Consider the following 24,001-nt stretch of genomic DNA (forward strand, 5'->3'; position numbering starts at 1 on the left):
GATTCGTTTTTCCTCAGATTATACCTGAATTTTTAGTTTTCAGACAGTCCCTAGTATAAATTAGATTAGTTCTTGAAGTATTTTTCGTAAATTGCCGTAGCTCCTGCTTCCATTTCAGGGGTTGGATGGCTCATTGGTTTCTTAACGTAACCGGCATCAACACCCATATGTTTCATGACCAATTTAAGCGTTGGATAAATGTCGTTGGCAATTAAATCAGTAATCATATCGTTACTGATGTTTTGCAGTTGACGTGCTTTGTCAATATCGCCAGCTTCAAAAGCGTCCATTTCCTCACGAACACGTGGTGCATTTAAGTTATACGTTGAGCCGATGCAACCGTCGACATTCAATGCAAGGGCAGGCAAAAGCATCTCGTCAAATCCAGATAAGATGAGTTTGTCTGGAAAGGCATTGCGTACCCGTTCAAGTAAGTAAAAGTCTGCGTTGGTGTACTTGATTCCGATGATCTTTGGATTTTCAAAGAGTTCCGCAAATTGATCGGTTGTTAAGGCAACACCAGTTAAAGCAGGGATGGAATAGATTAATAATTTGTTGTCAACATCTTTAAGGATTTCGTTGTAGTAGTCTTTGATTTGTTCAAAAGTAAAGTTGTAATAGAAAGGCGTTACGGCTGATAATTTCGGATAGCCAAGATCAGTCGCAAACTTAGCGAGTTCCTTAGCTTCTTTTAGATTTAGTGAGCCAACTTGGGCAACCAAGTCAATCGCACCGTTTGCTTCATCATAGACGGTCTCCATGACTTGTTTCTTTTCGTCAGTATTCAGCATGAAGGCTTCACCAGTACTACCACAAACATACAAGCCATCAACCTTATTGACGTCAATGTTGTAGCGAACGAGAGCACGGATGCCATCTAAATTAATATTACCGTCTTTGTCGAAGGCTGTCATTTGTGCTGCATATAATAGTTTTTTACTCATAAGTATAAAACTCCTTAAAATTTATTTTTTGATGGATTTGTAATAATCATCTCAAAATTCAACCGCTTACAGGAAATACTATAGCTTCTAATAAAAATTATTGCAACACGTTTTTTTGGTAATTATTATCATTATATAAAGAAAACGCTTACGCAATCGTTGCTTTCCTGATATTAAATTTCTTTTTTAGTTGATAAAAAAATAATTATTGTGGTATTGTTAGGCCGTTCATCTTAACGATTCGACCAAATAATAATGCAAGGATGATAATTATGACAACACAATATTTAGTATTTGATATCGGGGGAACAACCATTAAGTACGGTCTCATTGACGAAGCATTACATCTAAGTCATGAAGGCAAGTGCCTGACTGAGCATAATCATGATGGCCTGATCTTAAAGCAACTACAGCGTGTAACCAGGGACTACCAAGCAGAGTATTCGTTAGCTGGGATTGGCGTTAGTACAGCGGGAATTGTGGGCGCAGATGGTGCGATTCAATACGCAGGGCCAACGATCTCAGATTATCAGGGAACACCAATTAAAGCCGCTCTAATGGCGCAAACTGGTCTACCGGTATTTGTTGTTAACGATGTCGATGCGGCTTTGCTAGGCGAACAATTAGCAGGTGGTGCCAAGGGCGCAACTTCTGCATATTGTGTGGCACTGGGTACGGGGATTGGCGGTGCGTATGTCGAAGATGGTCGGCTTATGACGGGTGCCCATGCGACAGCCAATTCGATTGGCTATACATTGTATGACCCCCTTACCAAGACAAATTATGAACAGCGAGCATCAACATTAACGCTTGAGTATCAATTAGCAAAATATCAGATGAGTGTTAAGGATGCGTTTGAAGAAGCTAAGCGTGGTACGGTCCCATATGTCGCCATCATTAATGATTGGGCAGCAGAAGTTGCGACGGGATTAGCATCAATCCTATTATTGTTTGATCCCGACATTCTCTTGATCGGTGGTGCAGTATCATTACAGGGGCAATATTTGGTTGATTTACTGAATAATGCGTTGAAGCCGTTATTACCGCCAGACTTAATTAAAACAAAAATTACCACGGCTGAATTAGCCGATAAAGCCCAGTTATATGGGGCGATGGCAGGGCTGTTGATACGATAATTATTTTTAATTAAAAAGAAAGCGTTTACAATTATCGTATTATGTGATAAGTTGATAACGTAATAATCATTCGAACAGTTCAACCGCTACTAAAAAATAGTGCAAGCAGTGCCTACTGAGTGTTAAAGCCCAGTTTTCTAAGCATGTTTGCAAGATTTTAAGTAGCGGTTTTTTATTTTGAAATCAGTGAAGGGTGGACTAAATCATGAAGATCGGAATTAACACCGCAATTTATGAGTCACAAGTTCAGGCAGGAGCCACTCAACTGGAGTGCTTAAAAACATTAGTAACTCGTTTTGATGTTAGTGCAGTTGAAGTTCGCGGTGAATTCTTCAAACCCGAGACGCGATCGGCGGAACTGTTAGCAATCAGTCAGCTTTGTGAGGAACAACACTGGGATCTCTATTATTCGGTTCCAGAGGAACTGTTTAGCAGTGATGGCTATAACGCAAGTCTAGTGACAAATCTAGAACTGGCAACCAAATATCATATCAAATCATTGAAGTATAGCTTTGGTGTGCAACCAACATTGCAAGCACATGACTTGGAAGCGCTAACTCAGCTGTTAGCAACTACCTCCATACAAGTTACGATCGAGAACCAACCTAATGCGAATGGTGATTTGGCGACATTTGAGTCAGATGTTGCTTGGGTTAAGTCACAAAAGTTGACATTAGGGTACACTTTCGATTCCGGAAACTGGTATTGGATTGATCAACAGCCTGAACCAGCCTTTGCAGCATTGAAGTCAGCAATCACCGTATTTCATTTGAAGGATATCAAGGATCAAACAACGGTGATGTTGGGACAAGGGGCAACGGATTGGCACAGTCTATTAGGTCAGTTGTCACCCGAAATCCCAGTATTTCTGGAATATAATATTGCAGCTGCAGATTTATCGGGACAGATTGATTTGGTTAAACAAGCATTAAGTTAGCGAGGTTCAATAATATGAACTATCTTTTGCAATTAGTTTTAATCTTATTACTGACAAAGTTAGGTGCGCATATTGCGGCTACCTTTAACTTGCCAAGTGTGATTGGGGAACTATTAGTCGGAATTTTAGCGGGACCCGCAGTCTTTCACATCTTAACGTATAGTACTTTTATTCAGTACTTTGCCGAAATCGGGGTCATTATTTTAATGTTTATTGCTGGTCTAGAGGGCGATTTGAAATTGCTTTTTCGCTACTGGAAGCCAGCTTTAACTGTTGCGACATTAGGCGTCATCTTTCCAACGGCATCGGCCGTCCTACTTTGTGTGGGAATGTTCGATTTCTCACTGACGACTTCAATTTTTCTCGGGCTTATTTTGAGTGCAACTTCTGTAAGCATTACCGTTCAAGTATTGAAAGAAATGGATTATTTAAATACACGTGAAGGTGCAATTATTCTAGGCGCAGCCGTAGCGGACGACATTATCTGTGTGGTGCTATTGGGAATCAGTACAAGCCTGTTTGGCACTGCTAGTGCGCACAACCAATCGCTTGTGGCAATGGTTTTGCCGAAAGTACTGTTCTTCGTCGTTGTAATCGCACTTGCTAAGTGGTTTGTCCCACTCTTTCTGAGAGGATTCAATAAGGTTAATGCATCTGAGAATATTACGACAGCGGCGATGGTGCTCTGTTTTGGTTTTTCGTTCTTAGCCGTTAAGTTAGGAATGAGCGATGTCTTGGGTGCATATATTGCGGGGTTAGCGATTTCAGAAACACGCTTTAAGGCGCAACTTGTTGCTAAGGTTGAACCAATTGGGTATGCCGTCTTTATTCCAGCATTCTTTGTCAGCATTGGTCTTGAAATTACCTTTAAGGGAATGCAAAACGATCTAGTTTTTATCGGATTGTTACTAGTGCTTGCGATTTTAGGCAAGCAAATTGGTGGTGCCATTGGCGGTAAATTGTTTGGATTGACCTGGAATGAGGCCAATATTGTGGGCGCCGGAATGGTTTCAAGAGGTGAGATGGCACTGGTTGTCGCGAATGTCGCTGTCTCGGCGGGCTTAATCGATCATAATCACTATACGGCAATGATTGTGGTGACTGTTATGGCGACACTTATTGCGCCATCAATGCTTAAAACATTTATTCAACATGGTAAACGAGCTGTATCACATATTAGTTTAAATAAAACAAGCGAGGCGAAATCATGAGTAAAGTTGGATTTGGAGTTCTGAATTGGGTTGTCTTAGGAGCATACTTATTGGCAATGCTAGGTGTCGGAGCTTATTTTACCAGAAAAGCTAGTAAAAACACGGATTCATTTTTCAAAGCAGAAGGGCATATTCCTGCTTGGGCGGCGGGGTTCAGTATTTACGCAACTACTTTAAGCGCAATTACCTTTATGTCAACTCCAGAACAAGCATTTTTGAGTGACTGGGCATACGCTATCGGAAGTTTTTCGATTCTAATTATTATTCCAATTTTAGTTAAATTCTACATTCCATTTTTCCGCAAATTGAAAGTAACGACAGCTTATGAATACTTGGAAGAACGGTTTAGCCCAGTCATGCGGGCCATTAGTAGTTTGCTGTTCGTACTTTATCATATCAGCCGGGTGGCCATTGTCATCTATTTACCGATTATTGCTATTACATCGGTTTCAAACATCAATCCAATTCTAATTGCCTGTGTTGTCGGTGGCCTTTGCATTCTCTATACATTCTTAGGGGGGATTGAAGGAGTTATTTGGAGCGATGTTATTCAAGGATTCTTGCTTCTAGGTAGTGCTCTGTTAATTTGTGTTTTAGGAATCTTTTATATCAAGGGTGGTTTCGGTACGGTGGTTAACGATGTCGTTACCAATCATAAGTTTATCTCTGGTAACGACTTTAATATTGGCGATCTATCTAAGTTTGTGCCGTTGATCTTAGCTGGTCAAATCTTTAATAGTTTGTATCAATATACTGGTAGTCAAGATGTTGTACAACGTTATCAGACGACAGCTACGATTAAAGATACTAATAAATCTATGTACACTAATGGCTGGTTAGCATTGATTACCATTCCATTATTTTTTGGAATGGGTACGATTCTTTACAGTTTCTATCAACACACAGCTGCCTTGCCAGCAGGATTCAATACGAGTGCGGTGGTACCATATTTTGTCATTACCCAAATGCCAGCTGGGGTTGCAGGATTAGTGATTGCTGGAATCTTTGCGGCCGCGCAATCAACGATTGCTTCTAGTCTCAACGCGATCTCCTCGTGTGTAATTACAGACTTTAAACAACGTTTCTTTAACGATAAGTTCAAAAATAGTAATGATGTTACCTTGGCTCGGGGAATCATTATCATTGCAGGCGTGTTAGGATTAGCCGTTGCGATTTATCTGTTGATGGGTAACGCTTCACAGATTTGGAACTTATTCTTGTCGGTCACTGGTATCTTTGGTGTGCCAATTGCCGGAATCTTCGCTGTTGGGATCTTTACGAAGCGTGCTAATACGGTTGGGGTGTTAACCGGACTAGTGTTAAGTGTCGGCTTGTCCTTCTGGGTACAATCATTAAACATCTCTTCATTATTGGTTGCTTGCGTTGCCTTCATTTCAGCTTTTGTCTTGAGCTACGTTGTTAGCCTGCTCTTCCCAGGTGGTAATCATGATGTGACTGGATTGACTGTTTCAACAATTAATGAAACATACGTGAAGAAGAATTAAAATGTCCGACGATCTTGTATTAATATCGCTTGGTTATTAGTCTAACCCATGATGTTTAGGACAAGACGTAGACGTAAATCTGAAATCTCGATTGTCTTCACATGAGGATAGTCGAGATTTTGTGCTCAATCTGTTTCAAGGCAAGTTATTGACACAGATTTTAAGGAGGTTATGGAAATGGAGATACGCACACTAGCTTTAAAAACGCCCGAAGGACAGCCATTTACGATGTGGATCTATCAACATGATCAATTCACGCTATTTCCGGATGATCGACAGTGGCCATTAGCGTTGATTTTTCCTGGCGGTGGCTTTGCGGGCTACTCTGAGCGGGAAGTTGAAGCTGTAGCACTTAAATTTATTGCAAAGGGTTACCAGGCGGCCGTAGTGAAGTATAATCTTACGTCGGATGGCCCGTTTTATCCAACAGCTGCCACGATTGGATTAGCGGCATTAAGCTACGTTAAACGGCATGCGCAGGAGTTGAATGCTGATTCTGATCATGTTGTTGTCAGTGGCTTTTCGGCGGGGGGACATTTGGTAGCCGTGATGACAGCGCTTGGCGCTCAATCAGAATTCTTAAATAATCATGGCTTTGAAGAGACAAAGCTAGTACCATTTGCGCAAATTTTAAGCTATCCGGTGATTGATCTGACAATGGGTTTTCCAACTAGTCAGCATGAGATGATGGCTGTGACTACGGATGAATCTTACTGGCATGCGCAAGAGTTAGTCACGAGTCAAACACCGCCGACTTTCATTTGGGCAACGCGGACTGATGAGCTTGTTCCAGTTGTGAATAGTCTGGTCTATTTAGCAGCGCTAGGTGAGCATAATGTTCCATTTGAGAGCCATATCTATGCAGCCGGTGTCCACGGATTGGCATTTGGTGATTTAGCTGATTCTCGCTATCATCACCCTGAAGATGTGGTCCCACGGGTTCAAAACTGGTTTCCAATGGCATTGGGCTGGTTACGTACATTATATGCTAGCAGGAATAGTACTGAAATTTAGGGGGGTGTGAAAATGAAATATGAGCAATTGAGATTAATGACGCCGCAACATTTTGAATTTAAATTAACCTGCTATTGGAAAGACCAACTTAAAATGGATTATGATCCTCGGAGATGGCCAATCCTTCTAATTTTTCCGGGCAGTGGATTTATTCAAATGACAGAGCGTGAAGCAGAACCGATTGCTTTGGCTTTTAGTGCACAGGGCTATCAGACAATGGTAGTGGAATACAATCTATTGGATCGCGGGCCAGTTTATCCCAACGCAATTGATGTCGGTTTGACTGCCTTAAAGTATGCTAAAACTCAAGGACCACCACATTATGGTGATGCGAATAAGACGATTTTGATGGGCTTCTCGGCGGGCAGTCACGTCGCAGCATTAACTAACGCGATGGGGAATAACACCGAGTACCTCAAAACTCACGGCTTTGGTGATAGCCCATTGACGTCACGCTTGCAGGTCTTAGGTTACCCGGTTATCGACTTGGCGGCAGGTTTTCCGAAAAGTCGAGAAGAGGCCTTTAAAATTAGTCCAGATGAACAATATTGGGCTAGTCAGAACCTAGTTACTGATCAGACACCGCCAACGTTTTTATGGAATACTTGTGCGGATGCGGTAGTGCCAACAATGAATAGTTTATTGTACGCAGAAGCACTAGCTAGGCATCATGTCGAGTATGATATTCATACATTTACACATGGAAAACACGGTCTGTGCTTGAGTACAGTTGAAACTAGTCGATATAATTACCCAGAAGATATTGAGCCACGTGCGGCGAACTGGGTTCCGTTAGTGCTAAGTTGGTTGAGTGAAATGTTAGATTTGACGCAAGTGGACTTTAAATAGGAGTGACGAATGCAAGATAATGAGGAAGTATTGGGTACTCGTTTGCAAAATGGAATGTTTGGTGTACCGGATCTACATCCAGATGAACAACACCGTTATTTAGGGACCTTTTACGAACGAGTTGAACTTCAAATTTCATTTAAGCAGGCTCTGAGGTATGACTTTACGTCAGTACTAGTGCCGGTATTGCGGCAACCAAGAGACTATCAGCTTTTGTTGAACGGTCAATTAGATATGGATATCATGGGGCGCTATATGCGGCTAGCGAATCAGTATAGCATTTTGTTTACTGTCAAAAATAGTCACTTTTATCATCACAATCTAGATAGTGCAGCGATTATCCTGTGCGCTGACCATGCACTTAATCGAACTGAAGTTGACATATTGCAGCGATACCCACAAATTGCTCAGAGATAAATCGGAAAAACTACCATCAAGATTAGCTGAAATCTTGATGGTAGTTTTTTAGCGTTTACCGAATTTATTATCTGTAATTAAATCGATCGTATGATTCATTCGATCACGATACTTCGCATTCTCTAATAGCATGGCGGCGATAATATCAAGAGCGTAGGTTATGGCAAATTGCGAGTTAACAAAGCGCGAGTTGTTGACGAATTTGCTGTTTTTTACGAGAATCGTAAGATCACTTAGTTCTGCTAAGCGACTGCGTTCATCAGACGTAATGGCAATAACTTTGGCTTGCTTCTTTTTGGCTAACGCAACTGAGTCGTTGACTTCTGCTGTAGCACCAGTAAGAGAAATGGCCAAGATAATATCACCAGGTTGCATGATGCCACCGCTGATGTACATGATATGGGTGTCGGTCATCGAGAAAGCGGCAATCCCCATTCGAATTAAGCGCTGGGTCATCTCTTGTGCGGTATAGCCCGAGCTACCCAGACCGTACAGATAGACTCGGCGAGCCTTGGAGATTAAATTAACGGCGGCATGGAGATCGTCGGGGGATAATCGTTCCCACGTTCCACTCAGTATTTTCTTGTAGTAACTATAGACCTGGTCCGCAACGGTATCTTTTTTGTCAGTGGTTGTTGCAGGGACAACTGGCCCTTCGGCTAATTGAATTTTGAAGGCGTAAAAGTTTTCACAGCCCATTTTTTTGACAAAACGGGTAATGGTCGCATTACTAACGTGAACGTTCTTAGCCAGACTAGAAATCGTCATTTTTTGGACTTCTTTCGGCTCTTGAATGACCTTTAAGGCGACTTTGCGTTCTTGTCGTGAGAGTGTCGGATACGACTCCTCGACAGTAGTTACAATACTCATAGATTTGGCTCCCATCATGGTTTCCTTATGTTAACGCTACAATAGCATAGTTTTTGCCAAATAGAAATAGATCAGAAATGAAAGAAGCTATACCAACACAACTGTTGGTATAGCTTCTTTCATTTCTTATGAATACGATTTAGACATGGTTATCGTTCTACTTCAATGCAGTCCATTTCCAGTTTTCAACTTCTGGAAGATCAGTACCTTCAGCACGGATATAGTCATGATGCTTGTTTAAGATGCTGTTCATCTCTTGGATGACATGGGCACCTTTTTCGGCATAGGCTGGCGTTGCTAATAAGGCAGCTTTAACTAAGTGGAAACGATCGAGTTCGTTGCGAACACGCATGTCGAATGGCGTGGTAATGTCGCCTTCTTCGCGGTAGCCATGAACGTGTAAGTTATGGTTATGACGGTCGAAGAAGATGGTCTTTACTAAGTCATCGTAAGCATGGTATGCAAAGATAACTGGCTTGTCTTTAGTGAAGAAGGCATCAAATTCAGCATCTGATAAGCCCCGTGGGTCGTCCTTCTTCAACTTCAGAAGATCGACAACGTTAATGAAGCGAATCTTCATTTCAGGGAAGCGAGCGTGCAAGATTGATACGGCCGCTAAACTTTCAGTCGTTGGTTCAGAGCCGGCAGTTGCGAAGACAACGTCGGGTTCTTCACCATTATCAGTACTTGCCCAATCAACCACACCTAAGCCATCACGAACTAAATGCTTAGCTTCGTCCATCGTAAACCATTGTGGACGGGGATGCTTGCTGGCGATGATCAAGTTAATCAATTGTTTACTTTGGATCGCCTTATCAAAAGTTGCAATCAAGGTGTTAGCGTCACCTGGGAGATAGGCCCGAACATATTCGGTCTTCTTTTCAGCCAAGTGTGAGATGATACCTGGATCTTGGTGAGAGTAACCATTGTGATCTTGCTGGAAGGCAGTTGATGATGCAATCACGTTTAATGAAGGGACATCAACCCGCCAAGGTGTTTCTTCGTGAGAATTCCGTAACCACTTGAAATGTTGGGTTAACATTGAATCCACAACGCGTAGGAATGATTCATAACTTGCAAAGAAGCCGTAACGACCAGTTAAGTTGTAAGCTTCCAACATGCCTTCATCCATATGTTCTGACAACATGGAGTCAATAATCCGGCCTTGAGGTGCTAACAAAGCATCGTTAGGTTCGTGGATTGGTTCCATCCATTGACGCTTGGTATCTTCAAACGCAGCTCCTAATTTGTTAGATAAAGTTTCATCAGGACCCCAACCGCGGAAGTTCTTGTTATCTTTGTTTAATTCGATTAAATCACGGATATACTTACCAAGTTCAGTCATGTCTGAACCGTCTTCCTTACCGTGATCCTTGTTGTCCAAAGCATAATCATCGATATTTGGTGTAATTAAGTCTTTAGTTAACTTGCCGCCGTTAGTGACGGGATTAGCAGCCATACGAGCTTGGCCTTCAGGGATGATTGCGGCAATTTCTGGTTTTAAAGTACCATTTTCATCAAATAATTCTTCTGGTTTGTATGATTTGAGCCAGTCAACTAATTTGTCGGCGTGTTCCATGTGATTGCGATCGACAGGAATTGGAATTTGGTGAGCCCGGAATGAACCTTCAATTGGTTCGCCGTCCCAACTCTTAGGACCGGTCCAGCCCTTAGGTGCCCGGAAAACAATCATTGGCCACTTAGGACGAGATTCATCATTGTTATCCTTGGCGTTCTTACGAATTGCGTGGATTTCTTCAATGACTTTATCCAATTCTTCAGCCATGATTTTGTGCATCTTGGCAGGGTCTGTACCTTCAACAAAGTGTGGATCCCAGCCTAGACCTTTAAAGTAGTCTTCAAGTTCTTCATGTGATTCACGTGAAAGAACTGTTGGATTAGAAATCTTGAAGCCGTTTAAGTTCAAGATTGGTAAGACTGTCCCGTCTGTAATTGGGTTGAGGAACTTGTTAACTTGCCAAGAAGTTGCCAATGGGCCAGTTTCAGATTCACCATCACCAACAACAGTAGCAGCAATTAAACCAGGGTTATCTAAGACCGCACCAGCACCATGCAAGATTGAGTAGCCAAGTTCGCCACCTTCGTGGATTGAGCCTGGTGTCTTAGGGTCGGCGTGGGAGGCAACACCACCTGGGAATGAGAATTGCTTGAATAAGCGCTTCATTCCGGCCTTGTCTTGGGTGATTTTAGGATACGTTTCCGTATAAGTACCATCTAAGTAGGAGTTAGAAACCATTACTTGGCCACCATGACCAGGACCTTCGATGTAGAACATGTTGAGCCCATACTTGTTAATAGCACGGTTCAAATGGGCATAAATAAAGTTTTGGCCGGCAATTGTGCCCCAATGACCGATTGGATGGACTTTTACATCGGTCGCCTTTAATGGTTCCCGAAGTAACGGATTATTTAATAGATAGAGTTGACCAACTGAGATGTAGTTAGCAGCGCGCCAATAGGCATCGACGCGTTTTAGATAGTCATCAGAAGAATAATCAACTGTTTTGGATTTAATTGCTTCACTCATTATTTTGCAACTCCTTTGCAAACTTTTGTTTTATTTATCATTACGGTTATTATGATAACGGTTTCAATCATAAAGTCAAGGTGAAATTGGCAAAATAATTTAAGAACCTGGCATTTAAAAGTAAGAAAGACGGTTAGGGGCATGGTTTTCCCCCAATCGTCTTTTTTTATTTGCCACTAATTAATGAGATGTCGGCTAAGCGAATTTGTTTGGCAATCTGAGTGTCCAATTGTTCATCGGTGATGATAACATCCACATCATTAACGTCGGCTGTCTTGTAAAGTGCATTTTTTTCGAATTTAGTGTGATCAGCTAAGATAACTTTCATTCGACAATGAGACATCATCTTTTTGGAAACTTCCACTTCTTCTATATAGTGGTTGGTGATTCCTGCTTGAAGGTTGACGCCGCCACAGCCAAAGAAACCAATGTCGGCATAGATATTATTGATATTGGCAAGTGTGATTGGCCCGGACAAAGAACCTTCACTAGTCCGCATTGTTCCGCCCAAGAGTACAATTTGAATATTTTTAACAAACTGTAGCGAGTTGAGAACGAAAGTAGAGTTAGTGATAACGGTTAGATTGGTTAGATGGCTATGTTTAATTTCTTCGGCGATTTGAAAAGCAGTTGTACCGTAATCAAGAAAAATTGACTCCCCATCATGAATTAAGCGTAGTGCATTGGTGGCAATTTCATTTTTTTCAGCAACTGCTTCGTGTCTACGCTTACCATACTTTGTCTCGTTGACACTTTGCGGGGTAGTAGCACCACCGCGAATTGCCTGCACTAGTCCTTGTTTATCAAGGTTGTAAATATCTTTACGGATAGTCTCACGAGAAACATTAATTTCCTTGCTAATTTCAGCGATTCTAATAGTACCACGTTGGTTTAATTGATCTAAAATATACTTTTGACGCTGCATAACTTCCATATGAGGTGGCCTCCTTGTAAAAATAAAATTTATTTTTCGGTAGTAATCATAGCACATATTTGGCAATTGTTTGCAATCTAATTTTGTAAAGTGATTGAAATCTCTATCTAAATCCTTTACATGTAAGCGCTTAATAGAGCGCTATGTCGAACTTTGTGAGATAATTAACTTGCTTTTGCGAACGCTTATGTCGTTGCAAAGCACTCTTTGCAAACGGGTGTTAAAAACTTTTTTAAAGAAAAGTATTGCAAAAGATTTGCAAAATGATACAATTTAAACTGTTGAAAGCGATTACATTTATATAAATACGAAGGGAGCGTCTTATTTTGAGTGAGAACCTTGTTGAAGTAAGTGATTATTTGAGAGACCAACTTATTTTTCTACACACCTCTTTTAAAACGTCGAAGGAATTATTTACAGCGATTAACGCGAAGGCACAGGAAAATGGGTTTGTAACTGATCAATTTTTACCGAAAATAATCAAGCGAGAATCAACTTTTCCAACTGGCTTGCAACTGGAACATCGAGGTGTTGCAATTCCACATACTGACGCGGATACAATCAACAAAGAATTTGTTGCCGTGGTTGTTAATGATGCTCCAATTGCTTTTAGTCGGATGGATGATCCAGAGCAAAAGGTTGATGCAAAATTAGTTTTTGTGCTTGGTCTGAATAAACCACATGCTCAGTTAGAGATGCTGCAAGCATTAATGGGAATTATTCAAGATGATTCATTAGTAAATTCATTGGAAAATGCCGAGAACTTTAACCAAATTCATCAGTTGTTAAGCAAATAAAAGATAAATAGAAGAAATACGAGGAGAGATTATTATGAAAAAATTAAATGTATTAGTAGCTTGCGGTGCCGGAATTGCCACTTCAACGGTTGTTATGAAAAAAGTTGAAGATTTGTTTGCCGAAAATAATATTGACGCTAATTTGATTCAAATTAAGATTGCTGAAGCTGCTTCTAAGCAGGATGACGCGGATATGTTGATTTCAACAACTGTACTACCAACTGAATATAAGATTCCAGCGATTAAAGCAATGGGCTTTTTAACTGGTCTTGGTGTTGATAAATTGCAGGATGAAATCTTGACTAAAGCACGCGAAATTCAAGCACAATAATTAAGAGCTAGGGTTTTAAGCAGGAGGATGCATTATGAAAGTATTATCTGATGTTGTACAAAGCATCATTAATGTCGGCCCCAGCGTTATGCTTCCCATTATTATCTTTATTGTTGGGTTAATCTTTAGGGTTAAACCGGGTAAGGCACTCACATCTGGGATTACTGTTGGTATCGGTATGATTGGGATTAACCTAGTCATCAATTTGTTGACAACTAGTGTTGGTCCTGCTGCGCAGGCGATGGTTAAACGGTTTGGGTTTCATTTAACGATTATTGATGCTGGATGGCCTGCCGTTTCTGCTGGGACATGGGCACAGCCGATCTCAGCTATCATGATTCCAATTATTTTAGTCGTTAACGTTGGCTTAATTTTGTTAAATCTTACTAAAACACTTGATATCGATATTTGGAATTACTGGCATATGATTGCGGCCGCGGCTACGGCTTATGTGGTGACGAAAAACTGGTGGTTTGCAATTCTTTGCGGGATTATCTATGAAATCGCTGTCTTAATTATTGCTGATAAAACTGCGCCAAAAGTCGCTGAGTTTTATGGCTTGGATGGCATTAGCTTTCCAACTGGTTCTGCTGCGGCTTATGGCCTACTTGGTATTCCAATTGGATGGGTTGTCAGCAAAATTCCTGGAATCAGAAAATGGGATGTGGATCCACAAACAATTCAAAAACGGTTTGGGGTCTTTGGTGAACCCATGGTCATGGGGATTGTCATTGGGATGTTACTAGCTGCCTTAGGTGGTTACAGCGTACCGAACATTTTGAAGCTTGGAATGTCCATGGGTGGTGTGATGTTCTTAATGCCGCGTATGGTTAAGATCTTAATGGAAGGGTTAATTCCAATTCAAGAAGGTGCTCAAAAGTTACTTCAAGAGAAGTACGGGAACCGGAAGATTTACTTAGGAATGGATGCTGCTCTTTCAACCGGGTCACCAGCTACTTTGGCAACTGGACTATTAATGGTACCAATTACGTTATTCTTAGCCATTATTTTACCTGGTAACCGGGTATTGCCATTCGGTGATTTAGCAACAATTCCGTTCTTTGCTGCCTTGATTGTTCCTAGTCGTAAAGGAAATATCGTCCACTCTGTACTCTCTGCTACTATCGTAATGGTATTTGCATTGTTGATGGCAACTGACTTTGGGCCAACGTTGACATCAATGATGCACGGTATTGTTGCCTTTCCAAAGGGCGCATCAGAGGTCACTAACTTGGATACGGGTGGTAACATCTTGAACTGGTTAATTTTGAAACTATCACAGTTAGTACAACCATTATTTAATTAAAGGATTATCCGTAGAAAGGAAAATGGATTATGGATACTGTAAAAACAACTAAAACTGACGAATTAAAGGGCGCTAAAACTATGGAGGCTGTCGTTAAGACGGAATCTGGTTACGACAATATGGAACTGAAGCAAATTCCAATCCCTGAAGTAACAGGAGACAAAGTTTTATTAAAAGTGGCCTACACTGGGATCTGCGGTACTGATATTCATACATTTAAGGGTCAGTATGCCAATGCGGTGACACCACTTGTTTTGGGCCATGAATTTTCAGGTGAAGTTGTTGAAGTGGGACCAGATGTTAAAACGCTAAAGCCTGGCGATCGGGTGACTAGTGAAACGACTTTTGCAACGGATGGCACATGTGTTTACTGCCAAGATAAAGAATATAATTTATGTCCTAACCGTGTAGGAATCGGAACTAAAGCTAATGGTTCAATGGCAAATTATGTTCTAACTCGTGAGGAAAGTGCTCACATTTTACCAGATAACGTTTCCTACAAGATGGCTGCAATGTCGGAACCTTTAGCATCTTGTGTTCATGCTATGTATCAAAAGACACCATTCACGTTACATGACACTTTATTAATTATGGGACCAGGACCAATGGGGCTACTCTCATTGCAGATTGCCAAAGAAATTGGTGCCTTTGTTATTGTTTCTGGGATCACTAAGGATGCTGATCGTTTACAAATTGCTAAAGAGTTAGGTGCTGACATTATTGTAGATACCCAAAAAGAAGACTTGGCCAAGGTCGTGATGGATGCGACAGATGGCGTTGGTGTTACCAAGGTTTATGACTGTTCAGGTGCAACACCAGCGGTTAACTCTGCATTACCATTGATCCGTAAGGGTGGAACTTTCCAACAGGTTGGTCTTTTTGCAAAGCCGATGAATGAATTAGATGAACGTTCAATTATTCAGCATGAAATTACGTATCGTGGCTCACGGTCACAAAACCCGTATGATTGGGCGATTGCTTTACATCTTGAAAGCAAGGGTGCTATTAACCAAGATGCAATGATTACGAAGGTCTTTGATCTTGAACACTGGCGTGACGCTTTTGATGCAATGATGGCCGGTAAAGAGCTCAAAGTTATGATTGCCTCTAATCCTGATGATCCAGATTTAGCAGACTAAACTAATTGTAGTTGAATGACAGAATATTAAAATTATAACCTCCTTAATTTAGAGCGCTGAGATATTTGTCTTGGTGCTCTTTTTTGGGAGCAGGGGGGTTCTTTATGAAGTATCAAAATATCTTGTTCGATATTGATAATACCTTGATTAATTCAGCAGACTTAATTGCTAAGTTATTGAAGGAGGGGGCAGTTCGCGAGGGTGTTGATATGCCAATTGAAGAATATCGTAAGAGAATTGGCCAGCCCGGTGAGATGATCCTGAGAGAATTTGGTGTTCAAAATTGGCAGAATGTATTAGCCAGATATCTAATTGAATTTAACGAGAATATGAATGAAATAACGTATTTTGTGGGAGTTGAACAAATGTTAGATGATTTATTGGCAATGAATCTCACAGTGGGAGTGGTTACATCTAAGGATCGTGTTCAATTTGATAAAGAAGTCAGTCATTTTCCGATTATCGCAAAGATGCCAATTGTGACTACTGCTGATTTAACTAAAAATCCAAAGCCAAGTGGAGAGCCGATTACCTACACATTAGAGAGATTTAACTTAGCACGTGAAAGGACGTTGTATGTTGGTGATAGTATCTTTGATATGCAGGCTTCAAAGAATGCAGGCGTTGATTTTGTAGTTGCTAAATGGGGAGCATTACCGAATGTCGATTTTAATAATGCGAAATATCAAGCTAAGACCCCGAATGATATCGTTGGAATAGTTCAGTAAGTAAATGAGATTAGACTGGAAAGAGCGCATTATTTAATAATAAAAAATCCTTTTTAACTCTAAAAGCAGAGGCCAAGATAGCAACTTTCGTTTCTTGGCTTCTGCTTTTAGATACATTAATAAATGAAATGAAGACGAGCTAGTTATCTTTATACAAATATCTGAGTAAGTCCCTTTTATTATTCAAATGATACAGATTAGTTAACCAATCCTTTTGTTGTAATTGTGTCATCAAGTCACTGATGAATGATAGATGCTTCTCGTAATCTATGGGGGCTAGACCAATAATTACATGGACCATTTTTTGATTTGTCATAACAGGTAGCGGCTTATCAAGTAAAAAGAAAGTAGCACCGAGATTATTAACGCCATCACGTGGAGCAGCGTGCGCCAACATAACGCCTGACCCAATAACCATGTATGGTCCGTTACTTTCAGTTAAATGAATGATCTGATCGATATAATTTTTTCAACACTATAGTCTTCAAGTAGGGGGGACAGTGCTGTACGCACCGCCTGCTTCCAAGATTTTTGATGATTTAGAAAACCAACATGTTCTGGCGGCAGTAGTTTGATTAATTCTGATAAATTTTCTTGGGGTGCGGCTAATAGTGGTTCCTGAGTTAGCTGGGTCAAATAGTCGTTGAGTGCGAGTTTCAGACCCATAGGATTTCTTATCATAGCGTAGTTGCCTACAATATCCAATAGTGTATCCACATTAAATAACTTGAGTGTGTCAGAAGTTGCCAACCCAGCCTTAATAATAGCATTATCGATGATCTTCCACTCCAACTCGGAAGGAAAAGCAGATACGGTAGTTATTGGTATGTTGCGCTGGGTGTTTAATTTGATTGTACTGATGACAAGCTGAACATTACTTAGATCTGAATTTTCGTATTGAAGCACATTCATTGGACTAGAAAAATGAATACCGCGGTAACGGCTTTCTAGTTGTTGAAGTAATAGACGACTGGTACCGATGCCACTAGAACAAACGACAAGTACTTCATTTTGTGTTGGGGTGCTTGTTTTTTGCTCACGAATAGCACCACCAAAGTAAATGGCAATTAATGCGATTTCATCATCAGAAAGTGTGTGATGAATATATTGTTCAAATGGTACGACAACTTTACGAGTGATTTCAAAAGTGTGGTGATAATGCTGTTGAATACTTTTTAAGTCGGGGTATTCAAATGGCATATTATATTGAGCACGATAGTAGGTTGAAAGCAAGTGAACCGTTAAACTGTCACTAATCGACTTGATTGAAACATGTGCGCCGGAGAGGTGGTTAAAACTAGAAATCATTCGAACTGAGAATGGTTTTAACTTTTGAATCAAGTCGTCATTCCAATTGACATGAGCAAATTGACTAGAATTGATCAACTTGACTAAGTAGTCAACCTCATTAGAGTTATCGATATGATAATCGTTCAAAAAACTTTTAGCCCAAATGTGATCCAGTGTTAAGTCAGTTTGTGCGGATATAACATCACTTAGTTGGTTATTACAGTCTCTAATGTTAGTTAAGTACCAATATAAAAATAGTCGAATTGTGATACTTGCATCGTCGGTTAAATATTTTCCAGTTATTCTTTCAAAGAGTTTAATCTGGTCGTTTATGGTAGTGGGCTTAATGGTAGCCCGCCTAGTTTGTTCAATGAGTGTCTTCAGTTGAGTAGCATGATCGTACACCCATTTGCGAACTGCTGTCGGGGAACCCGTGATTATTTTACCGGATTCTGTATTGGTGATTTGTAAATGATATAGCGCTAGTTGTGAGTGTAGTACTTTGATATCTCTAATAACTGTGTTCTTAGAAATATTAAATTGGTAAGTTAGGTCCGCTAACGAGCAACCACTAGTGTTGAGGATACTAAATGCAATTAGTAGTTGGCGTTGCTTAGCATTGTTGGTCATGATCTTGCTAGAAGTTTCTTTTTCTGTCATTTTATGCAGAAATTTGATCGTGTCAGTTGGAAGGTAATATCCTAGTTTTTTAACATTAGTAATCGGAAATTCTGCATGCTGATCAAGCTCATCGTTTACTTTATTTATTAGATAGAATAGGCTACGACGTGAGATATGTAGATGTTGTTGTAAGAAGTTAGCTGTGGTGTAGCCCGATGACGTTAATAGAATTTCTAATAATTCATTACCATGTTTTCGTTTGCTGAAATTTACACGCAATTCAGTATCCTCCCTGTATTAAGTCTACTAAAAAATTAAAGCATTAAGGTACCAAAGTGCCAAAGTTGCACTATTCTCAAAAACATTGTTGCACTTGTGGCGCTATTATTCAAGTTTATACTGGTCATTGTCAGATAAATAGCGATATCAAGAAAGGAGGATGAATAAAAATGCTGTTGGATTTATTGAATAAACAGACTGTGCAAGTATCAGAAGGCACAGGGCTAGATTGGAAGCAAGCAATTGAATTAGCTGCGGAACCATTGATTAATAATAAGACGATTGAAGATGGATACATCAAGGAAATGCTCAATGTGGTGGAATCAGAAGGCCCGTACATCAATATCGGACCACAAATCGCACTCGCACATTCTAGACCAGCGGGTAACGTCCATGAAATCGGATTATCTATCTTAAAAACAAATCATAGCATTAGTCTAGTCAATGATGAACACCCCATCAATTTATGGTTCGTATTGGCCGCGGTAGATAATAACAGCCATTTAGCCGTTATTAAAGAGTTAATGGAGTTGTTAACCGATGAGTCGGCGGTGACAGCTATGTTAAATGCAACTAGTGAAGTTGATATTTTAGAAGTTATTGCACATGAGCAAGAATTACAAAAATAGGAGGATACTATTATGAAATTTTTAGCTGTATGTCAAAGTGGTCTGGGAAGTAGTTTTATGGTTCAGATGAACATTCAGAGTATTTTAAAGGACGAGAATGTTAAAGAAGATATCCAAGTGGATCATTCTGATGTTGGGAGCGTTGGCGCTGATTCAGCAGATTACTTCTTTGTTGAATCAACGCTTCAAAGTGCATTAGGAAGTATTCCTGAGAATAAGGTTGTGTTACTAAAAAGCTTGATTGATAAGCAAGAAGTCCGGAACCATGTCAATACAATTCTGGATCAAGAAAATATTGAACATGATTAGCCGCTGAAAAGGAGGAGAATCACATGAAGACTGTTTTGAACTTATTTGTTGGTATTGTGACCCAACCGTCTATTTTAGTAGCGCTAATTGCGATGTTAGGGCTACTACTTCAAAAAAAGAAAAGTACGGAAGTTGTTCAAGGAACTATTAAGACCTTTGCCGGTTTCTTAGTCTTAACTGGTGGTGCCGGAATTCTTCAAAATGCATTGTCACCCTTTGCTTCCATGTTTAAGTTTGCGTTACATGTGCAAGGAGTTGTTCCTAGTAATGAAGCAGTTGTTGCAATTGCCCTGGTTAAATACGGCTCAACAACAGCACTAATTATGTTAGTTGGGATGATTGTTAATATTTTATTAGCTCGTTTTACTCGCTTTAAGTATATCTTCTTGACAGGGCAAGCAATGTTATATGTTTCTTGTTTAACTGCAGTTATATTGGTAAGCGCTAACATTGGCACGGGTTGGCAAACGATTGTACTTGGTGGTCTATTTGAAGGGACATCATTAACGGTAACACCAGCATTGACACAACCATTTATGCGTAAAATCACGGGTGGCGATGATGTTGCTATGGGACACACGGGTAACATTGGCTGTGCGCTCTCAGGATTGATGGGTAAATGGTTTGGTAATGCAGAAAAGTCTACAGAGGATCTAGAAATCCCTAAGAGTTTGGGCTTTCTGCGTGATTCGACAGTTTCAATTACGATTTTGATGAGTATTGTCTACATTATTTTGGCGATTGTGACAGGTCCAGCTTACATTGAATCGAAACTGAGTGGTGGGACTAATTATATTGTTTATGCATTAGTACAAGCAGGAACATTTGCTGCCGGTTTCGTGGTTGTTTTACAAGGTGTTCGGATGATTTTGGCCGAAATTGTGCCAGCTTTTCAAGGTATTGCGACCAAGTTGGTTCCTAATTCTAAGCCTGCATTAGACGTTCCAATTATTTTCCCATACGCACCAAATGCAGTTTTATTAGGATTCTTTGTCAGTTTCATTGTTGGGACGCTAAGTATGTTTATCATGATTGCGCTAGGAACTACTGTTATTATTCCAGGTGTAGTGGGGCACTTCTTCTGTGGTGCTGCAGCAGCAATTTATGGTAATTCTACTGGTGGTCGGCGTGGTGCAATCATTGGCGCTACAGTAAATAGTTTGTTGATTAGTTGGTTGCCATTGTTTATTTTACCAGTTTTGGGAAGCTTGAAATTAGCAGCTTCAACGTTTGCAGATACCGACTATTTGGTTCCAGGAATCTTGTTAGGAAAATTAGGGAGTTACGGAAGTGTAGCAGTTATTACAGGAATTATCTTGTTTACAATTATTGTGATTCTTTGCAGTATTTTTCTTACCCGGCGTGCTAAACGTATGACTGATGGAACTAAGTAATCAGTAATTATGAGTACTACTTTCAATAATTTACGAAAACTAATAATAAAGGAGATAAATCTAATCATGAAATTTTTCTTAGATACTGCGAATACTGAAGATATTAAACATTTCGCGGAACTTGGTTTAGTAGATGGGGTAACAACAAATCCAACGTTGGTGTCACGTGAAGGTCGTGATTTTGAAACCGTTATCAAAGAAATTACGCAGATTGTATCAGGTCCAGTATCCGCTGAGGTAACGGCAACCAAGGCCGAAGAGATGATTGCCCAGGCTCGCAATGAAGTTAAGTGGGCTTCAAATATTGTGGTGAAGATTCCGATGACTGAAGAAGGACTTAAGGCGGTCAAAGTATTAAGTGGTGAGGGCATTAAAACAAATGTGACCCTTGTATTCTCAGTTTCGCAAGGCTTATTAGCGGCAAAGGCCGGTGCTACTTACATTTCACCATTCTTAGGACGTCTTGATGATATTGGTGGCAATGGAATTCAGCTAGTTAAGGATTTACGTCAAGTTTTGGATACTTATGGATTCAAGACGGAAATTATCGCTGCCAGTGTTCGGGGGCCACAACATGTTCAAGAAGCTGCGTTGGCTGGCGCTGATATTGCCACAATTCCAGCCGCAGTTTTCGGTAAGTTATGGTCTCATCCATTAACGGACAAAGGTTTGGCCAGTTTTGCTTCGGATTGGAAAGCATTTCAAGCAACGCAAAAGTAATCATAATAGCAGCTTAGGAGGTAAGTATAATGTTTGATAAAGTTGACGAGCTGGGTGTTAATACTATTCGGACGTTAAGTATCGAAGCAATTCAAAAAGCAAATTCCGGACATCCAGGGTTACCGATGGGAGCCGCACCAATGGCCTATGTGTTATGGACAAAACATCTAAAAGTCAACCCACAAACACACATGAATTGGGTTAATCGTGATCGTTTCATTCTTTCAGCTGGACATGGTTCAGCTATGTTATACAGCCTGTTACATTTAGCCGGGTATGATGTTTCGATTGATGATCTCAAGCATTTTCGGCAGTGGGACAGTCGGACTCCGGGGCATCCAGAGTATGGACATACCGATGGCGTTGAAGTAACTACTGGTCCGTTGGGACAAGGCTTCGGTATGGCCGTTGGAATGGCAATGGCGGAGGCACATCTAGCTGCCCAATATAACCGACCTAATTTTCCAATTGTTGATCATTACACTTATACAATTGTCGGTGATGGCGACTTAATGGAAGGAATTTCGCACGAAGCTGGTTCACTAGCTGGGCATCTTAAGCTGGGAAAGTTAATTGCACTTTACGATTCGAACGGCATTTCATTAGATGGTAAGACGTCGCAAGCGTTTACTGAAAATGTTGGTGACAGGTTCACTGCTTATGGCTGGCAGCATCTGGTGGTTGAAGATGGGAATGATCTTGATGCAATTGACGCGGCAATCGAACTTGCAAAAAAGACAACTGATCGTCCTTCTTTGATTGAAGTGAAAACGGTGATTGGTTATGGCGCACCTAAACAAGGGACTAATGCTGTTCATGGTAACCCAATTGGTGCGGATGGCATTAAAGCAGCTGAAAAAGTATATGGCTGGAATTACTCGGATTTTGAAGTGCCGTCAGCTGTTTCAGACCGGTTTGAAGTAACTATTCAGGAAAATGGTGCGCGTGCTGAGCAGCAATGGAAACGGCTATTTGAAGAATATGAGGCGAAGTATCCAGATCAGGCGCAGTCTTTTAAGCAAGCGTTCAACGGACAATTTTCTGATTACTTGAAATCTACTTTACCGCACTATCAATTAACAGATGCATTGGCTAGTCGGGCGGCAAGCGCTAAGGCGATTAACGCTGCTGCCAAAGTAATACCTAGCTTATGGGGTGGCGCAGCCGATTTGTCGAGTTCGAACAAAACAATGATTGCGGAAACATCAGACTTTCAGCCAGAATCCTACGATGGTCGTAATATCTGGTTTGGTGTACGTGAATTTGGCATGGCGGCTGCGATGAACGGAATTGTATTACATGGCGGCACTCGGGTATTCGGGGGAACATTCTTTGTCTTCACTGATTACTTACGTGCGGCAGTCCGGTTGTCCGCACTACAACACGCACCGGTTATCTACGTCTTAACGCATGATTCAATTGCGGTCGGCGAGGATGGGCCGACCCACGAACCGATTGAACAATTAGCTAGTTTACGATGCATGCCGAATGTACAAGTGATTCGGCCAGCTGATGGTAATGAGACTTCAGCTGCGTGGGAGCAAGCACTGAAAACAACTGATAAACCAACCGTTCTGGTATTGAGTCGACAAGCCTTGAAGACATTACCTGTATCAGTTGATACGGCCTTTGCTGGCGTTGAAAAGGGTGGCTATGTGGTCAGTGCTGCTCAAAAAGAAATACCAGATGGTTTACTAATTGCGACTGGTTCTGAAGTTAACTTAGCATTGGAGGCCAAAGCCCAGTTAGCAAAGCATAATCAAGATGTCGCGGTCGTTTCAATTCCGAGCTTTGATCGGTTTGCGCAACAATCACCAGAATATCGCGCTAGTGTGCTTCCGAGCGCGGTCACAAGAAGGGTGACAATTGAAGCTGGATCAACATTTGGCTGGGATCAGTATGCTGGCGATCATGGTGCTAAGATCGGTGTGGATCGCTTCGGCACTTCGGCACCTGGTGACTTGGTACTTGATAAGTATGGTTTTAATGTAACTAATGTTGTGAATACTTATCTGAAATTAAAATAATTATTGAAGAAATAGAAACGGGGCGTTGCTCGGTTTCTATTTCGTGTTCGATGAAGAATGAGGATG

General features: G+C 40.9%; 23 protein-coding genes. 17 read left to right on the plus strand and 6 right to left on the minus strand.

Annotated elements, in window-relative coordinates; genetic code table 11:
* Positions 1–65: 65 nt before the first annotated feature.
* The gene (locus tag MMY95_RS07145; RefSeq protein ID WP_003646215.1) at positions 66–944 is read right to left on the minus strand and encodes an N-acetylneuraminate lyase; all 879 of its coding nucleotides are present in this window, start codon (positions 942–944) and stop codon (positions 66–68) included.
* Between the two features lie 272 nt (positions 945–1,216).
* Between MMY95_RS07145 and MMY95_RS07150 the strand changes: the two genes are divergently transcribed.
* The 7 genes from MMY95_RS07150 (at position 1,217) to MMY95_RS07180 (ending at position 8,013) form a co-directional block, all read left to right on the plus strand.
* Positions 1,217–2,080, plus strand: a complete 864-nt coding sequence (locus tag MMY95_RS07150) for an ROK family protein (RefSeq protein WP_011102225.1) — start codon at positions 1,217–1,219, stop codon at positions 2,078–2,080.
* 205 nt (positions 2,081–2,285) lie between these two features.
* The gene (locus MMY95_RS07155; RefSeq protein WP_011102224.1) at positions 2,286–3,017 is read left to right on the plus strand and encodes a sugar phosphate isomerase/epimerase; all 732 of its coding nucleotides are present in this window, start codon (positions 2,286–2,288) and stop codon (positions 3,015–3,017) included.
* A gap of 14 nt (positions 3,018–3,031) precedes the next feature.
* Positions 3,032–4,228, plus strand: a complete 1,197-nt coding sequence (locus MMY95_RS07160; RefSeq protein WP_003646212.1) for a cation:proton antiporter — start codon at positions 3,032–3,034, stop codon at positions 4,226–4,228.
* The gene (locus MMY95_RS07165) at positions 4,225–5,733 is read left to right on the plus strand and encodes a sodium:solute symporter (protein WP_011102223.1); all 1,509 of its coding nucleotides are present in this window, start codon (positions 4,225–4,227) and stop codon (positions 5,731–5,733) included. Before MMY95_RS07160 ends, MMY95_RS07165 begins: the two co-directional genes overlap by 4 nt.
* 177 nt (positions 5,734–5,910) lie before the next feature.
* Entirely contained in the window at positions 5,911–6,747 is an 837-nt protein-coding gene (locus MMY95_RS07170) for an alpha/beta hydrolase (protein ID WP_053267452.1), read from the plus strand.
* 36 nt (positions 6,748–6,783) lie between these two features.
* Complete coding sequence (locus MMY95_RS07175; RefSeq protein WP_257785065.1) at positions 6,784–7,596, plus strand: alpha/beta hydrolase; 813 nt, start codon at positions 6,784–6,786, stop codon at positions 7,594–7,596.
* 9 nt (positions 7,597–7,605) lie between these two features.
* Entirely contained in the window at positions 7,606–8,013 is a 408-nt protein-coding gene (locus MMY95_RS07180) for a YueI family protein (protein WP_003646208.1), read from the plus strand.
* A 48-nt stretch (positions 8,014–8,061) separates the two neighbouring features.
* Here the strand turns inward: MMY95_RS07180 and MMY95_RS07185 are convergent, their stop codons facing one another.
* From MMY95_RS07185 to MMY95_RS07195, 3 genes are all read right to left on the minus strand, one after another.
* Complete coding sequence (locus MMY95_RS07185; protein WP_003646207.1) at positions 8,062–8,883, minus strand: MurR/RpiR family transcriptional regulator; 822 nt, start codon at positions 8,881–8,883, stop codon at positions 8,062–8,064.
* A 157-nt stretch (positions 8,884–9,040) separates the two neighbouring features.
* Complete coding sequence (locus tag MMY95_RS07190) at positions 9,041–11,431, minus strand: phosphoketolase family protein (RefSeq protein WP_015379565.1); 2,391 nt, start codon at positions 11,429–11,431, stop codon at positions 9,041–9,043.
* Positions 11,432–11,597: 166 nt separating this feature from the next.
* Entirely contained in the window at positions 11,598–12,365 is a 768-nt protein-coding gene (locus MMY95_RS07195) for a DeoR/GlpR family DNA-binding transcription regulator (protein WP_003646205.1), read from the minus strand.
* 326 nt (positions 12,366–12,691) lie between these two features.
* Here MMY95_RS07195 and MMY95_RS07200 point away from each other — a divergent pair, with 326 nt between their 5' ends.
* The 5 genes from MMY95_RS07200 to MMY95_RS07220 all read left to right on the plus strand — a co-directional run bounded on the left by MMY95_RS07200 (position 12,692) and on the right by MMY95_RS07220 (position 16,666).
* The gene (locus tag MMY95_RS07200) at positions 12,692–13,162 is read left to right on the plus strand and encodes a PTS sugar transporter subunit IIA (RefSeq protein WP_003642910.1); all 471 of its coding nucleotides are present in this window, start codon (positions 12,692–12,694) and stop codon (positions 13,160–13,162) included.
* A 34-nt stretch (positions 13,163–13,196) separates the two neighbouring features.
* Positions 13,197–13,493: a PTS sugar transporter subunit IIB gene (locus tag MMY95_RS07205; protein ID WP_003642909.1), complete on the plus strand. Its 297-nt coding sequence runs from the start codon at positions 13,197–13,199 to the stop codon at positions 13,491–13,493.
* A 34-nt stretch (positions 13,494–13,527) separates the two neighbouring features.
* Positions 13,528–14,799, plus strand: coding sequence for a PTS transporter subunit IIC (locus tag MMY95_RS07210; RefSeq protein WP_003642908.1), 1,272 nt, complete (start codon positions 13,528–13,530; stop codon positions 14,797–14,799).
* A gap of 80 nt (positions 14,800–14,879) precedes the next feature.
* Positions 14,880–15,938 carry a zinc-binding dehydrogenase gene (locus tag MMY95_RS07215; protein WP_003643576.1) on the plus strand — a complete coding sequence of 353 codons (1,059 nt, stop codon included), beginning with the start codon at positions 14,880–14,882 and terminating at the stop codon, positions 15,936–15,938.
* Positions 15,939–16,042: 104 nt separating this feature from the next.
* On the plus strand, positions 16,043–16,666 hold the full coding sequence (locus MMY95_RS07220; protein ID WP_003646204.1) for an HAD family hydrolase: 624 nt from the start codon (positions 16,043–16,045) through the stop codon (positions 16,664–16,666).
* 139 nt (positions 16,667–16,805) lie between these two features.
* Here MMY95_RS07220 and MMY95_RS07225 read toward each other — a convergent pair whose 3' ends face one another.
* Together MMY95_RS07225 and MMY95_RS07230 are read right to left on the minus strand one after the other, a co-directional pair.
* Positions 16,806–17,084, minus strand: coding sequence for a PTS sugar transporter subunit IIA (locus MMY95_RS07225; protein ID WP_241277569.1), 279 nt, complete (start codon positions 17,082–17,084; stop codon positions 16,806–16,808).
* Positions 17,085–17,104: 20 nt separating this feature from the next.
* Positions 17,105–18,856, minus strand: a complete 1,752-nt coding sequence (locus MMY95_RS07230; RefSeq protein WP_238352262.1) for a PRD domain-containing protein — start codon at positions 18,854–18,856, stop codon at positions 17,105–17,107.
* A gap of 170 nt (positions 18,857–19,026) precedes the next feature.
* Between MMY95_RS07230 and MMY95_RS07235 the strand changes: the two genes are divergently transcribed.
* From MMY95_RS07235 to tkt, 5 genes are all read left to right on the plus strand, one after another.
* The gene (locus MMY95_RS07235; RefSeq protein WP_003646203.1) at positions 19,027–19,485 is read left to right on the plus strand and encodes a PTS sugar transporter subunit IIA; all 459 of its coding nucleotides are present in this window, start codon (positions 19,027–19,029) and stop codon (positions 19,483–19,485) included.
* A gap of 12 nt (positions 19,486–19,497) precedes the next feature.
* Positions 19,498–19,794 (plus strand): PTS sugar transporter subunit IIB, encoded by a 297-nt coding sequence (locus MMY95_RS07240; protein ID WP_003642903.1) that lies wholly within the window; start codon positions 19,498–19,500, stop codon positions 19,792–19,794.
* 23 nt (positions 19,795–19,817) lie between these two features.
* A complete protein-coding gene (locus MMY95_RS07245; RefSeq protein WP_053267458.1) occupies positions 19,818–21,188 on the plus strand; it encodes a PTS ascorbate transporter subunit IIC in 1,371 nt (456 codons plus the stop codon).
* A 66-nt stretch (positions 21,189–21,254) separates the two neighbouring features.
* Entirely contained in the window at positions 21,255–21,908 is a 654-nt protein-coding gene (gene fsa, locus MMY95_RS07250) for a fructose-6-phosphate aldolase (protein WP_016511066.1), read from the plus strand.
* Positions 21,909–21,937: 29 nt separating this feature from the next.
* Positions 21,938–23,935 (plus strand): transketolase, encoded by a 1,998-nt coding sequence (tkt, locus tag MMY95_RS07255; protein WP_241277570.1) that lies wholly within the window; start codon positions 21,938–21,940, stop codon positions 23,933–23,935.
* Positions 23,936–24,001 lie beyond the last annotated feature (66 nt).

Origin of the sequence: Lactiplantibacillus sp. ME-2 (genome assembly GCF_022549155.1) — a bacterium.
Taxonomy (GTDB): Bacteria; Bacillota; Bacilli; order Lactobacillales; family Lactobacillaceae; genus Lactiplantibacillus; species Lactiplantibacillus plantarum.

Bases quoted from the DNA above. Each gene is read 5' to 3' on its own strand.
- MMY95_RS07205 (WP_003642909.1), top strand. From the start codon at position 13,197: ATGAAAAAATTAAATGTATTAGTAGCTTGCGGTGCCGGAATTGCCACT.
- MMY95_RS07220 (WP_003646204.1), top strand. From the start codon at position 16,043: ATGAAGTATCAAAATATCTTGTTCGATATTGATAATACCTTGATTAAT.
- MMY95_RS07190 (WP_015379565.1), bottom strand. From the start codon at position 11,431: ATGAGTGAAGCAATTAAATCCAAAACAGTTGATTATTCTTCTGATGAC.
- MMY95_RS07225 (WP_241277569.1), bottom strand. From the start codon at position 17,084: ATGGTTATTGGGTCAGGCGTTATGTTGGCGCACGCTGCTCCACGTGAT.
- MMY95_RS07175 (WP_257785065.1), top strand. From the start codon at position 6,784: ATGACGCCGCAACATTTTGAATTTAAATTAACCTGCTATTGGAAAGAC.
- fsa (WP_016511066.1), top strand. From the start codon at position 21,255: ATGAAATTTTTCTTAGATACTGCGAATACTGAAGATATTAAACATTTC.
- MMY95_RS07235 (WP_003646203.1), top strand. From the start codon at position 19,027: ATGCTGTTGGATTTATTGAATAAACAGACTGTGCAAGTATCAGAAGGC.
- MMY95_RS07150 (WP_011102225.1), top strand. From the start codon at position 1,217: ATGACAACACAATATTTAGTATTTGATATCGGGGGAACAACCATTAAG.
- MMY95_RS07215 (WP_003643576.1), top strand. From the start codon at position 14,880: ATGGAGGCTGTCGTTAAGACGGAATCTGGTTACGACAATATGGAACTG.
- MMY95_RS07160 (WP_003646212.1), top strand. From the start codon at position 3,032: ATGAACTATCTTTTGCAATTAGTTTTAATCTTATTACTGACAAAGTTA.
- MMY95_RS07210 (WP_003642908.1), top strand. From the start codon at position 13,528: ATGAAAGTATTATCTGATGTTGTACAAAGCATCATTAATGTCGGCCCC.
- MMY95_RS07155 (WP_011102224.1), top strand. From the start codon at position 2,286: ATGAAGATCGGAATTAACACCGCAATTTATGAGTCACAAGTTCAGGCA.
- MMY95_RS07195 (WP_003646205.1), bottom strand. From the start codon at position 12,365: ATGGAAGTTATGCAGCGTCAAAAGTATATTTTAGATCAATTAAACCAA.
- tkt (WP_241277570.1), top strand. From the start codon at position 21,938: ATGTTTGATAAAGTTGACGAGCTGGGTGTTAATACTATTCGGACGTTA.
- MMY95_RS07165 (WP_011102223.1), top strand. From the start codon at position 4,225: ATGAGTAAAGTTGGATTTGGAGTTCTGAATTGGGTTGTCTTAGGAGCA.
- MMY95_RS07145 (WP_003646215.1), bottom strand. From the start codon at position 944: ATGAGTAAAAAACTATTATATGCAGCACAAATGACAGCCTTCGACAAA.
- MMY95_RS07185 (WP_003646207.1), bottom strand. From the start codon at position 8,883: ATGAGTATTGTAACTACTGTCGAGGAGTCGTATCCGACACTCTCACGA.
- MMY95_RS07240 (WP_003642903.1), top strand. From the start codon at position 19,498: ATGAAATTTTTAGCTGTATGTCAAAGTGGTCTGGGAAGTAGTTTTATG.
- MMY95_RS07245 (WP_053267458.1), top strand. From the start codon at position 19,818: ATGAAGACTGTTTTGAACTTATTTGTTGGTATTGTGACCCAACCGTCT.
- MMY95_RS07170 (WP_053267452.1), top strand. From the start codon at position 5,911: ATGGAGATACGCACACTAGCTTTAAAAACGCCCGAAGGACAGCCATTT.
- MMY95_RS07180 (WP_003646208.1), top strand. From the start codon at position 7,606: ATGCAAGATAATGAGGAAGTATTGGGTACTCGTTTGCAAAATGGAATG.